This window comes from Pseudomonas sp. GD03862, from assembly GCF_029840855.1.
Lineage (GTDB): Bacteria > Pseudomonadota > Gammaproteobacteria > Pseudomonadales > Pseudomonadaceae > Aquipseudomonas > Aquipseudomonas alloputida.
Genome location: NZ_JAOCDI010000020.1, coordinates 24,609 through 37,899, shown reverse-complemented (window position 1 = coordinate 37,899; position 13,291 = coordinate 24,609). Strand labels below are relative to the sequence as shown.

Annotated in this window: 11 protein-coding genes; 7 read left to right on the top strand and 4 right to left on the bottom strand. The window is 49.8% G+C overall.

Features of this window, described 5'->3' with window-relative positions; genetic code table 11:
* Position 1: 1 nt before the first annotated feature.
* Positions 2-910, bottom strand: a complete 909-nt coding sequence (locus N5D53_RS14795) for a site-specific integrase (protein ID WP_221100993.1) — start codon at positions 908-910, stop codon at positions 2-4.
* A 173-nt stretch (positions 911-1,083) separates the two neighbouring features.
* Here N5D53_RS14795 and N5D53_RS14790 point away from each other — a divergent pair, with 173 nt between their 5' ends.
* Both N5D53_RS14790 and N5D53_RS14785 read left to right on the top strand, forming a co-directional pair.
* Complete coding sequence (locus tag N5D53_RS14790; protein WP_221100992.1) at positions 1,084-2,058, top strand: DNA-binding protein; 975 nt, start codon at positions 1,084-1,086, stop codon at positions 2,056-2,058.
* Between the two features lie 338 nt (positions 2,059-2,396).
* Positions 2,397-2,819 (top strand): hypothetical protein, encoded by a 423-nt coding sequence (locus tag N5D53_RS14785; RefSeq protein ID WP_279840508.1) that lies wholly within the window; start codon positions 2,397-2,399, stop codon positions 2,817-2,819.
* A gap of 140 nt (positions 2,820-2,959) precedes the next feature.
* Here N5D53_RS14785 and N5D53_RS14780 read toward each other — a convergent pair whose 3' ends face one another.
* The 3 genes from N5D53_RS14780 to N5D53_RS14765 form a co-directional block, all read right to left on the bottom strand.
* Positions 2,960-3,118 (bottom strand): hypothetical protein, encoded by a 159-nt coding sequence (locus tag N5D53_RS14780; RefSeq protein WP_221100990.1) that lies wholly within the window; start codon positions 3,116-3,118, stop codon positions 2,960-2,962.
* Positions 3,119-3,253: 135 nt separating this feature from the next.
* Entirely contained in the window at positions 3,254-3,442 is a 189-nt protein-coding gene (locus tag N5D53_RS14775; protein ID WP_221100989.1) for an antitoxin Xre/MbcA/ParS toxin-binding domain-containing protein, read from the bottom strand.
* 1,685 nt (positions 3,443-5,127) lie between these two features.
* Complete coding sequence (locus N5D53_RS14765; RefSeq protein WP_221100988.1) at positions 5,128-6,006, bottom strand: hypothetical protein; 879 nt, start codon at positions 6,004-6,006, stop codon at positions 5,128-5,130.
* Positions 6,007-6,403: 397 nt separating this feature from the next.
* Between N5D53_RS14765 and N5D53_RS14760 the strand changes: the two genes are divergently transcribed.
* From N5D53_RS14760 to N5D53_RS14740, 5 genes are all read left to right on the top strand, one after another.
* Positions 6,404-7,054 (top strand): hypothetical protein, encoded by a 651-nt coding sequence (locus tag N5D53_RS14760; protein WP_221100987.1) that lies wholly within the window; start codon positions 6,404-6,406, stop codon positions 7,052-7,054.
* A 1-nt stretch (position 7,055) separates the two neighbouring features.
* The gene (locus N5D53_RS14755; protein ID WP_221100986.1) at positions 7,056-8,948 is read left to right on the top strand and encodes a DDE-type integrase/transposase/recombinase; all 1,893 of its coding nucleotides are present in this window, start codon (positions 7,056-7,058) and stop codon (positions 8,946-8,948) included.
* Between the two features lies 1 nt (position 8,949).
* Positions 8,950-9,927: a TniB family NTP-binding protein gene (locus N5D53_RS14750; protein WP_221100985.1), complete on the top strand. Its 978-nt coding sequence runs from the start codon at positions 8,950-8,952 to the stop codon at positions 9,925-9,927.
* Positions 9,924-12,440 (top strand): hypothetical protein, encoded by a 2,517-nt coding sequence (locus tag N5D53_RS14745; protein WP_221100984.1) that lies wholly within the window; start codon positions 9,924-9,926, stop codon positions 12,438-12,440. The genes N5D53_RS14750 and N5D53_RS14745 overlap by 4 nt, the downstream gene beginning before the upstream one ends.
* Before the next feature lie 421 nt (positions 12,441-12,861).
* A complete protein-coding gene (locus N5D53_RS14740; RefSeq protein WP_190869638.1) occupies positions 12,862-13,119 on the top strand; it encodes a hypothetical protein in 258 nt (85 codons plus the stop codon).
* Positions 13,120-13,291: the final 172 nt, after the last annotated feature.

The window sequence follows — 13,291 nt, the reverse complement described above, 5'->3', positions numbered from 1 at the left end:
ATCAGCGCGCCCATTCACCAAACGGCGCGTCACCATCGATATAACGCGTGGCCGTCTGGACATCGCGCCACCCGACATAGTCCATCAGCGCTTTACTGCTCCATTGGTTTGCACTCGCCCAGGTGGCAAATCCTCTGCGCAGCGAGTGTGCCGAGTATCCTTCCGGATCGACCCCGCTGCGCAGAAAAATCTGACGTAACAAACGGGAGAGGCTGTTGGGGTGGAGTGCATGCTCCTCTATGTGTCCCCAGCGATCGATTGAGCGAAACAGTGCGCCTTCGGTGATCCCACTTTCATTCAACCAAATCTCATAAGCCGCGACCGGGCACAAACGCTTGAGTGCTGGGACCTTCATCACGCGGCCGCGATTGCTCCGATCGGTTTTACTACTCGGCAAGAACACCTCCAACCCCTGCGCTTGGCGCAACTGAATGTGCTCAATGCGCAACCGGCTCAACTCATCGCTGCGAAATGCCCGCCAAAAGCCAAGCAGGATGAGCGCCTGATCACGCGCAGCGCGCAGCCTCACCGCGGGCAGCGTATCCGCAAGCTCCTTAGCTAATTGGGCGATGCAGGCTTCCAACTCTTTAAGCGCCAGGGCTTCGGCCTGCTTCACCGGCTGCGGATGCAACGCCTGAATCCCCTTCAGCGTATCGCGCACCCGAGAGGATTTGGTGGGATCGGTAAAGCCCAACTGCTGATGCCAGCGCGCCAAAGCGGCCAGGTGCACGCGCAGCGTACGGGCTGTCAGTTGGTCGCCGTAATACGTGAGGTAGCGCACGACACTTTCGCTGGAGGCAGGCAGCAAGCCGCCCCATTCCGCTTCGAAGTGCGCGAGGGCCTGGGCGTAGCGTCGCTCGGTACTGGCTCGACGCGCGGCCTGGAGATAACGCTCGGGCGAAGTGTCCACCACCGCCTCCATCTGTACCCCCGCACGCAGAAAAACACCGCTAGAAGGCTCATCACGTTCGAGAAACTTGGCTTCTCAAACGTCAGTCTGTCCGATTATTCGGATCGGATCAGGCGCCTGTACACGTGTACTTCCATACTGTTTGAACAGTACGAAAAAGTGGGAGCAACAGCATGGCCCGCGCCGGAATCAACAAAGCGCTCGTGCAGCGCGCCCGGGATGCCCTCCTCGCCCGTGGTCTGTCACCCAGTATCGAGGCCGTGCGTGCAGAACTCGGCCACACGGGCTCGAAGACCACCATCCTTCGCTACCTGCGTGAACTGGACGTGGCAGAACCCCACCCGCCACAGGTGAATCTGTCGGAAGAATTGCAGGCGCTGCTGCAGAGTCTAGCTGAGCGTTTGGCCAACGAAGCGCAGGCCACGGTCGCCGTCGATCGTGCCCGCCTGGAACGGCAACAAGCGGCCTATCAGCAGCAGCGTGCGGTGGAGGTCGCGCGGTTCGAGCAGTTGCAAGTGGCACACACCGCAGAGATGGAGGCCCATCGGCAGTTGCGTCTGCGTGAAGTGCAGCTCACGGGCCAACTGCAGCTGGCCGAAGGTGAGCGACGGCGTCTTGAGGAGGCGTGCCGACAGCAGCTCCAGCTCCTCGAGGAGCGTGCGGCGACGATCCACTCGCTCGAGACCAAACACCAACAGGCGCGTGAATCGCTGGAGCACTTTCGCCAACAGCATCAGTTACAACGCCAGGAAGAACTGCAACGGCATGATCAGCAGTTGAGTCAGTTACAAGCCGAGGTGCGGGGATTACGTGAACAACTCGCTGTCCGCCAGGAAGAACTGACTCAACTCTACCGTGATCTTGAGCGTTCGACCGGCGCACAGGGCTTCCAGCAGCAACAGCTCCGTCAGCTCGAGCGTGAGTTGAACGCCGCGCAGCAGCACTTGGCGGCCGAGAAGCGGCTCATGAACCAGGCGCATCAGCAGGAAGAAATAATGGCGGGCGAGATCACCTTGCTACGCGAGAAGTCCAGGTCTTACCTCTTAGCCCACCGACATGACCAGCGCCTCCTACGTGCGCAGGCGCAACAACTGGCACGCCTGCAAGGCTTGGTCGAGCCGGGATCATCCGACAGCCCAATTCAATGACGAATTGAGCCTGGCGCGGAGTCGTCGCTCCACACACGAGCGTCGCTGTGTGCGTCAGCGCATGCGGGCAGGAAAGTTAAGAAAAAATGCAGAAAAACTCCAGAAATTAAGATTTTCATGGGCCGCTTAAGAAAAAGCTGACGTTCCAGTCTTTATGAACAGAAAATTCCCGGATAGCCTCATAACCCTTCAGCACTAGGCTAGCCCGCCACAGCGACCTGGAGGTTCCTACTCACGACCCTGGGTCGCCCGTACAGGCTAGATTGTGAGCTTACTGACCACATATCATTAAATTGGGTGGTAGGCGGCCACTGATCACCAGACGGATATCCATGTCTATGCGCCCTACCCTTTCCCGTGAAACGGCCATGCTGGAAAAGGGCAAAGCACGCCTCCTGAGAAGCGGTGACTTCTTGACTGTCGATGCGTTTGCAGTGCTGGCTCAGCTGAGCACAGAGCAATCCAGAGCTGAACTCAAGAAGTGGAAACGCGCGGGCAACATCTTCTCGCTGGCTCATGAGGACAAGGAATACTTTCCCCTCTATGCCTTTGACCCCGCTTCCAACTTCCGACCATTTTCGTCATTGGCGGCCATCATCGCGGCGCTCGGTTCCAGCAAGCCAGACTGGGCTGTGGCGCTCTGGTTCGGCTCATCCAATAGCTACTTGGGGGGGCAGATGCCGAAGGATGCGATGGTGGAAGACCCGGCGCGGGTACTGGATGCCGCCCGAAGTGAGGCGTACGGGGCGCTACAGGGTTGATGGGTTGCCTCAACATTTGCCTAGGCTTGGCCAAAGTCGTAGACATACCAAATCACGATACGTTACCACCGTAAGCGAGTAGAAAGCTGACACAACAGGCTTAGCGCTGGACCCGGAAAAGTGCTTTTTCGCAGGTAGACTTAACCTGCCAGACGCCCTACAGGCTCCCAACTACGGTCTTTGGAGGCAGCAATGTCGAGAAAGCGACTTTGGTTACTGCGCTTGGGCAGTGCTTGGCGTGCTTCTGCTTGAAAACGGGCGATCATCAGAGGCTTGGGTTCGTGTTTGATCTGCTTCATGGGCACCCCGCGTGTCATGAAATTTAGGTGGATAGTATTACGCTCAGCGACACTGCCCAAGCGCTTAGTCGTCTCGTACTCGAATGGGGCAGCATCGGGGCAGGCAGCAACTGGTACCTAGAGTATACGTCGCGATCAATAGACACCGTAATCGAGCCGTGTCAGGAAATCCACAATCTCCATGTACCCCTGATCAGTTTCCAAGAGCATGCACGGCAGACGCCGGCTAAGTCCAATCGCCTGCTTGGTGAGCCATGCTTCAGCCAGCTCAGATTTGCCCAACACTTGCTCAGCTGTCATCAAAATTTGTTCACGGCGTCTCATGAAGCAGCGATGCTTTAGGCTCCAACACCTGTCAGGAAATTGGGAGCTGAGTACGAGGATTCTAAATACCGTCATGTTGCACAACGCCCCGTTGGTGAGCCCGAACTGCGTCGGGAAGGTCTGATTGGTGATGGTGATGCCTTCTAGGAGCTACCGGTCCTTCTACCCTGTATCTGTATTCATGAGGAGAGAATCGCCCCGAGCCAAATAGCAACTGACCGGTGAACGATTCCACAAACGCAATAGCCTCGCTTTGCACGTAGCGTTCGTAACGGGCGCGATAGGCCAGAGGCACGGTTGCGCGATTGCCTAAGCAAAGGCTGACTAACTCCGATAATAGATAGCCACGGACGTCGTATCGCACATCCGCCGCTTTGAGCACAGTTGCATAACAAAAGTGGTAAACGAGCGTTGCATCACGGGAGCTCTGGGGCAAATTTCGATCGCTAATCTCTAAACACCTATAATTCCATTGAACAGCTAACGCAGTGACGACACAACGTCCTATTCTGGGATACCAGCGACCAAGGCTGCAAGGTAACGTCTCAAGGTATCCACGGCCTGCTGGGCTAGCGGTTGGCTCTCGGTATCCGTCCGGCCAACCCACCTTCGGCGGAGGCGTCAGGAAGGTGTGTTGGCCGGACGGATACCTTGACTATCGTGAAATCTTGATAAATCAACTGTCCACATTTCATGGAATGTGGACAGTTGTCATTCAGGAGTCCGCAGCTGTCAATGGGTATGATCCAGGCCAAGCCCAGCCCATCTGAATAACACGTAGCCACGGACATCGTAACGGGCATCAGCTGCTCTGAGCACCGTTGCATAACAAGAGTGAAAAACGAGCTTTGCGCTAGGGGAGCTCTGAGAAAGTATTTGATCGCTAATCTTGCATTCCCTATGAGATCGTTAAGCAGCTACGGCAATGAAGACACAAAGTGGTGAGCGATTGACTCGAAGCATGTCGGCATTGATGACAGTGACGGAAGTATCCAGACTGGAGAAAATCCGTCCAGCCCCGGGGCATCCTGGACTCAGTGAAGTTGCCCCTCGGCCAGCCTTTCAATGAGCGATAAGATTCACCCCAAGGCCAGCCCGTCATCACTAGGGAGGCCGGCCATTGACCTGTCAGGCGGGACCGGTTAGGTGCCTCGCTGCCGCTATAGGCTGGCCGGCCCGTTGGTCCGGATCGGCTGCCGCGGTAGTACGCGTAGATCAGTCCAAAAATACCTGCAAAAGAATGTGTAGATAACAGCCATGTTCAACCAGTGGAAAAGCGATGAAAGGCCCGCGTCACCTGATTCAGGGTGGACAGGAACTTATGCAGAAAAATGTGCAAACCTGTTGAGCCAACTGCGGATTTTGATACTAGTGACGATGCCTCACCAGGGGCTACAAGCGGTTCTCCCACACCGTCCAGTCAAGGAATTCTCTGTAGGTGTCGGCATGAGATTATCATCCTGACATTCCGTCTAGAGTACAAATGTACTCAACACCGTGACGTTGAGCTTTGTCGTCTGGGGTAGATGACAATCTGACTCACCCGTTTGATGTGATCAACGCCGGAGCAAGCGTGAACATCGGCAGGGTATTGCTACTCGACCGGTACCATAGCAAGCAAACCTTTACCGACCTGGGCCTATCGCTCGGAGGACATTGAGTGATCTGGAGGGTCTGATCCCTCTTCACATCGACAGCGTGACAACAAATCGTGCCCTTTTGACTAATGCCCGTTGCACTTCAATGGCTACCGCGGGCGGTTTCATGACGTGCGGGACTACATCCGTGGATAGTAGCGTTTCCACTAACCCAGTGTGTTGTGGTTCAGCCAATGACCAAAGCCAATGCAGACATTCATCGTCCCAACCATCGACCCATCCGCGACTAATCAGCCGATCACCCAGTTTGATCTGCTTCATCACGAGGCGCTCGAACGACGCCCCGTCCGCCGGCCAAAACGCTATGTCACCCAGCTTACCCTGGTCCTCTAATGAATCAATTGCCTTCCAAAGCGGTACAGCCAGTTTTCTATGACCTGGTCGCACACACATCAAGCAGCAAAAAGCTGCAAAGGACTTACTCAACCAGCGGCGCTGCATGAGGAACGCGCTCGATTTCGAACGAAGGATCGCGAGAAGCGGAGCGAGCCGCTGCCAATGAGGGCAGTCGGAAAGTATTTCCAATGACTTCGGGCTGAAGCCCACCAACTGCTTGCCATTCAAGCGCAACGATCGCGCTAATTCTTCAACGCGTGTGGACAACAAATCTGGCTTAAGCAAGCTCCACAAGGAGGAATCGAAAACGCCACGGAGGTCGGGAAAGCGCTCATACAAAATCACTCGAGCTGGCTCAGAAGCAACGGCGCCTTTGAATCGGCGTCGCCAAAGCTTGAGCAGTTCTAGAGGTGTTCCCGTTCGTGGAAGGACGGTTATGTCGTGGGCTGCCTCACAGGCTGCTACCGCTGCAGCACTGTCTTGACACCTGTAGCATTCAGCCACCGAAACGGAAAAAGCAATCCCACGAGCACGTCTGAGCTCGGGCAAATCCAACCGGCTGTCCCTCATATAACTACTCCTTTGCAGTGTCGCCTTAACCCATAAGGAGGAAACGGATTGCATCTGAATGTAGTGTCGCAACAAAAAATGTAGCAGCACTACACATCAAGCCTTACCACTACATGACGGACTTGCGGCACTACAAGGAGCGGTCATTGCCGTCCCTATTCACAAATGCAGAAGTTTTCGCATTTGTTAACCTATTGATTTTTCGAAAAATTGCCTACGTCAGAACGATAGATTTGATTTATATGATGGTCTGTCAAGGTGTGCCGAGCTGGGTGAGAATGGAGTCAACGCGGATGTCTTCCCCGCTGACCCGCGTCAAGCCCACAGTCAGAGCCTGAGGCAGGGGAAGATCAAAATTTTGATTAGAGAGCCCATAGCCCGTCTATACGGAGACTTTATGGAACTTGATCTGAAACGCCATCTGCCAAGCACAGTTACGATCACAGCGCGTGCTGAATTAACGACTGGTCAACACCATAGGCGAGTCACCCACTTCCCATCGAATAAAAACAAGTCCGCTGTGGGCTGCGCGGTGCTTCAGCATTCGGATTTTTGTATTCATTTAGAATATGACCCCAGGGTCACAGGCTACTGCAGCCGGCCCGGAAAAATTCGCTTCGAAAGCAGTAATCAGTGCTACAGCCCTGACTTCTGCGCCTTGTTCGAAGAAGGCCATATGGTCTTCTACGAACTGTTGAAGCCTGCATCTGTCATCCTTCAAGTAGAGAAAGATAGGCAGAGCGGGCTCCGCGAACTCTTTGGTGAAGCGGGGCTAACTCTGGAAATAATCACTCTCGCCAGCATTAGCCAATCCCCAAAAACTGATAATCTTAAGCTTCTTTACCATCACGCCCTGCATGGCACGTCAGAAGGCGCACATCGGGTAGTTGGTACAATCACTGATTCAGGTTCTGATGAATTATCAGTCCGGCATCTACTGAGCAGCGGCTATCTGCCTGAAGACATTGCCTATTCAATTTTTTACAAGATGACCTCCGTCAATCTTAGCCAACCCTTCAATCTCGATTCCCGCGTGCGGAATTCTTAACATGCGTGCGTTGACTGAATTTCGAGCTGGAGAACGCTATCACTATTGCGGTAGAGATTACCAAGTCATGGAGATGGACGGCGAGCGCGTGCAATTACGCTCGGTCTACGGGCCTCCCCAAGTTTTATATCAGTATCTCTCCGCTCTTCGGCGAGCTGTTGACCAAGGTAAAATGCTGAAGATACAAGAAGCCCCTATACAGACCGACCCTAATTTAATCATTGCCCGGCTGCCTAAAAAGGCAGCTCGCACTCTGGAAACGCGGGTCGCTTACGTCAGAGCATTATTGGAAGAATACACCTGGGTAACAAGACGAACTTATGCCGAGTTCATTGAGATCATGACTAACAGAATAGGCCCACATAAAGCGCCTAGCTTCACCACTTTATGGGAGTGGAAAAGGACATTCCTTGATGCAGGAAGAAACTTTACCTCTCTCATACCAAATACCTTCAGACCCATAAACAAACACATTTCGCACCAACCATTCGAGGTCCAAAACTTAATAAAATCCGACATCGCCAGTTTCTATTGGACAACGACGCCATTTACCAAGACAGCATTAATCAGCAGCATCAGGTTAAAGCTGGATGCGCTTAATAGTCGGCGCCGCACCACTGAGCAATTTCGTATCCCATCAATATCCACACTTTATAGGATAATTAATGAGATCGACGCTCACGAAACCACCCTCCATCAACGCGGTCGAAAGGCCGCGAAGAGAGCTCATTACTGGGGTGCAACAATTCCTGAGCCTGAGCGTCTGTTCGAGCGTGTAGAAGCCGACTCGCGCCCCTTGGACTTAATATTAGTGGATAAACACGGAAAGCCACTAGGCAAACCAGTACTTACCGTATTTATTGAGATTAAAACTCGGTTCATAATTGCATGGCACCTTTCATTTAATCCTGCCTCTTTAGACACTACCATTCTCGTATTGCGAGATTCATTGAACGCCGATAACCCGCATAGTGGTTTGTCAGAGCTGTACATTTTCGATAACGGCTCAGAGTTCATCGCCAAATCGTTGAGAAAGGTTCTGTGGCTGATGGGTGCTGAAGTTACCTTTTGCGAGCCAGGCGAACCGAACCAAAAGCCACATGTAGAGAGATTCTTCGAGACGTGGGCCTGTGAGATTGAGCATCAACTGCGAGGAACAACCAAAGGGAGTATTGAAGCAAGGGGTGATTACAATTCGGAAGAGCAGGCAATGTACACGCTCGAACAAGCCAGGAGCATCTTCGCCGCGTGGCTCGACACCTATCATGCAGCCAAGCACAGCTCACTGGAAATGTCTCCTAACGAAGCCTGGACAATAGGCTTGAGCACGCAGTTTCAGCCACATCGGTTCTCTGGAGACGATTTGCGGCGCTGCTTTTGGCGGTCTGCGGAAGTCACCGGTACGGCAAGCGGACGAGTGCGTCACGACAACTTACATTGGTGGGGCCCCGCCGTTAGCTATTTCAGGACAAAACAGCCCAAGGCCAAGAAGCTGGTTCTTTATTTTGATGCTGGCGATGTTGGTAAAGCGTGGATCTGCCACCCTAGCCACCCTGATGATATCCAGCCATTGAACGCTCTACATCCTGCATATCAAAACGGCTTGACATTAAACTTCCATCACATGATACGAGCACAGCAAAAAGCAGTAAGGCAAACCCATTGTTATTGCAGGGCTGAAGAAGCACGAACGCAACTTCTCTGGAAAATCGCTAAAGCCAATAAAAAAGGCTACCAACCACTTATGGCAGCCTTGGAAAATGGAGACCAAAATCTGCAACAGCCCACGGAGTCCTCAGAGCCACAAACACGTGCGCTATCTCTCGCACTGGCTTGCGATGAGTACAACAGTGATACCCCTGGAGATTTCACCATAACACTTGGAGATGACTAATTTGAAAGTCGATGAAATTAGCTCTCTGCTAAACAAATTTAGAAACTGCATTGTTCACTTCCCACGCTTCAATGCTGCCCATTCTATACTACTCAATGCGATTGAGGACACCAACACGTCTGGCGAACCTTACGGCGCTATATTATGTGCCAAATCTGGAGTCGGGAAAACAACACTTTGCTTCCAAGTAATGGGCCAATTCAAAGAAAAATATTCGGCAGAAGTCGAAGGCGGCGTCGACTTATGCGCTTCCGTAATCTACTTTGAAGTACCTAGCGAAGTTACTATCAAAGGCATGCCGCGAAAAATGCTGATTGCACTGGGCATCGAAAATCCCAAAGGTAGTACCGAGGAAATGACGCAACAACTTATTCACTTACTTAAGCAAAGGCGTGTTGAGCTAGTTTTCTTAGACGAAATTAACCGTTTGTGTGTTGGTACTGCTAAGAAAATCCGCCCTCAGACTCTTGGTTGGATAGCTTCTTTCATTAATGCATTGGGCAAACCAGTAATAATTAGCGGCACTGAAGAATGCGTTGACATTCGACGGCATCTTGACTCTTTTGCTACAAGATTCCCCTACCAAGTCAACATGGAGTTTTTTAGCTACAGTGAAGATCCGAGTTCGGAGTACATTCGCACACTACAAAAACTTGATGAGGCCATATCCACAATCACCAAGCTTAATGGTGAAATAAATATACATGACCCAGCGATTGCATTAAATCTTTACTTGGCAACAGCCGGGAATCTGGGTTGGCTGAGGAAGGTACTTTTCGTTGCGCTGAAGCGATGCCTACTGCGCGATGACGGTAAAGGCTTAAAACTGGCCGACTTTCACTATGCTTGTGAACTGCTCAGCCTAGACACGAGGCTAACTCCTGGCAATCCGTTCTCATTAGATCCGATGAACAGCTTTAAATTTTTATATAGCAAAGATGTTCAATCAAAAATCCAGGAGTTTAGGATAACGCCATGAACGAATTCTTTTTTGTGCCTTTCCCCTTTCCAGAAGAAAGCCCAACTAGTCTAATTAAACGATTGGTTATTAAACACGGGTGCGTTTCGCCCACGCAGTTTCATAGCCTAGGGGCTCCACCCTCAAATGCGAATGCCCAGCAACTTAGTAGTCTAGGGAATGTACCAGCTTGGATCGCCAAAATAGCCGGTGTTCATGGAGATCGCTTTTTATCTGGCTTTTACACGCCAACAGTTATAGCAGGCTCGAAATATCACATTGTAAATGGAGTCACCGTCAAGGACAGAATGCTACGTTGGTCAGGCACAGGCTTTTGTTCAGAATGCTGGAGGACGGGAAAAGAGCATTTCATTAAAGATTTCAGAGTATGCATGCACTGCCCTTTACATGACAGAACTTACTTATTCACCTGCCCAACATGTAAACTACGCTTACACTGGCTTAACACACTGACACTTCAATGCAGAGTATGCCAAAACGAAATCACCTCCCCTCCCTGCAATCCCAAAGAAGCTGAACCAGAACAGACCCTGCTGAACTGGTTTCGAGAGTCGAAACAAGAAAATATCGATTATTTCGAACGTGCTCTGCTCTTACTTAACTACAAATTTCCGGTTTTAGGCCATGACGAGAACAGATACACATTGATTGCTGCCATAGCTATAGTTGAAGGCGACAAAAAAGCGCTGGAAAACTACCTCTTTACGCTACATTATCATCACCCGCACTTGGAGCGAAGGGTGATATCAGCAGCACTCAGTCGAGTGAAAACGGAAGCAGCAAGAAGTGCCGTACTTACCTTTTTAGAATCCGACGCGCCCCCCCTTTCACTCTCGCCCATCTCAATCTCCGCGCTCACACCCCTGCAAAAGCAACCACTTTCGTTATCACGTTTCCAGCTGAAAAAGTTAATAGGACTGCCAGAAAAATTATGGCTAATTTTTCTCAGAGAACAACAATCTTTATGGAGAAGTGTTGGCTCTGGACACCTATTCTCTGAGAACCTTATTTTGCAGCTTCTTGAGGCAGCTGAAGAATTGAAGGGGCGAAATCTCACCCCTAATATTGAACCAGAAAAAAACATGACTCTAGACGTCGTCGCACAGAGACTGAGAGTACCCTTAAACACAATTAAACGATTAATTAGGGAGAACTTGCTTGATACAACCACCCTATCGAACCATCACAATATTGGAATGTCAGAAGCTCAACTTCACAGCTTCACAGAGAAGTACGAAACCTTAGACCACCTCTCCGAGAGAACAAACCGGACAAAAAGAGCTATAAGATTAGCCATGCATACTTTGAATATTTCGCCCTATACCCCTATTACATTTAAATACCTGACATTAATACATCGCCATGATACCGAAAGCATTATTCATTACCTAGAAGGACATAAACCATATCATAGACGCAACTCCGCAACCGGGGATCATTTAAAGCTTGTTGATGAGCAAAACCTTGATGCTTACTGCACCTTTAATGAAGCATCCAAATTATTAGGCTTCACAGACAGTTCCATAGCGGCTCTCATTAAAAATGGTTGGTTTACTCCCCACCGAAAGCGTAGCGGAGGGTCGACGGCGATCTACCTTTTAATTACAGAAGTAATATTTGCCAAACATAATTTTTTGAAAGCTACTGATTACTCCAAGATGATTGGCACAAGCGTCCCTATCGCAACCAACTTGGTAATCAGCTTAGGAATAAAACCGATCACAGGACCGCTTCGGGATGGTAGCAGCACACACATATTCCTAAGAAAAGATATAGATAGTTTAATATCTCACAACACTAGCTCCACAGAGGAAAGCATGACAATCCTCGAGGCAAGTAAATATCTAAAACTTACAGCAAAGACCATAATATCTCTTTTAAAAACTCATGACCTCTCTTCTGACTGCGATGGGGGACAAAGCTCTCTTTTCATCAGCAAATCAAAAGCTACAAATTTTGCAACGACCCACGTTAACGGCATAACGATTTCGAGATGGTGTGGCATACCTACTACGAAAATAGGAAGCTTCTTGGCACAGAAAAATATTTTCCCGGTTCATGAAAAACAAGGGGTCGCTTCTGAAACTATTTACAGAGTTCGCGACTTAACCTGCATAGGGTTCGTTTTATCAAAAGCGAAAACAAAAAAAACTTACCTAAAAACCCTAATATCGACTCGTGAAGTATGTATAAAGCTAAATATATCATCATGTGCTTTAACCAGAAACTTCATCAAAACTGGTTACATAAAAATAATTCATGCACAAAAAAGACGCTGGGTAAGCCCAGAGGACTACAAGAAACTAAGAGGACTTTTGAAAGTGGTTTGTACTGTTGGCATGGCTGATGCGCGCATAGGTTTAAAATATTACTTCAGGGAATTGTTAGCAAAAGGTGAAATACGCATTGCAAGCGGTCTCCCTCCAGAGTTATCAGGAAAGCAGCTCATCAAGCAAAGTGATGTTTCTCACCACATGAAAAAAATCAACCCTCACCGCTCCGATGATTTCTAACAGCAACATATCAGCTCAGCCCGCAAAAAATTTCAACACAAAAGTAAATGTTCGCTCATGCAGCCAATTTATACTATTACGCTCATCTAGCATTATTCGGCCATTCTACCAATAGAAGAGTGATCAAATACTTGCTTCCTATTTAAACGTACGATGCAAGCTAGCAATTCTAGCTGCCTTCCCGGTCACTGAGCGGATGCCCTACCTGTAATCACCATATTTTTTGCCAACGTCATTCGATCGTTAGTGAAAAGTTATCATCCGGTTCAGTTTTCTTGATTCTTTCGTTCGTTTCTTGCTGATAAAACCTCTATTCATTAAAGGGTTTTATTCGACGCTCAGTGAAAAATGAGGCAAAGGGCTGCCGAAAGGCAGCCTTTTTTGTTGAGAAAATAAATCGAGGCCAAAATTGTCGAACAGCATGATCGATCTATTTTTAAAGCTACTCAATGAAAGGCACAATGAACTTAAAAGCAAGGTAGCCCACCTCCTTAAAGCATTGGCAAGCGAGGATTTAGGCACCAAAAAGAAAGCCGCTCAAGAAGCACTTTCCGCGGCCGAAAACCTGAAGCTCGTAATTCCCTCTACTGATGTACCAAACTGGTTACATAGCATAATACACTATATCAGTGGCCAGTTAGACCGAATTGGAGAAGCTCTGTACTACTACAAAGCTTAATCCCGACACTTCCTTCTCTCAATGAACACACTTGGAACATTAACGACAACAAAAGCTCAGCTATAGACTTCGACGGTGTCTTCGAACTTTACAGAAAAGAAAGCAGACTGCCCGAGCTATTCTCAGAAATAGTAAAAATACTGGAAAGCATAAAGGATAGCGGGGATGTTGA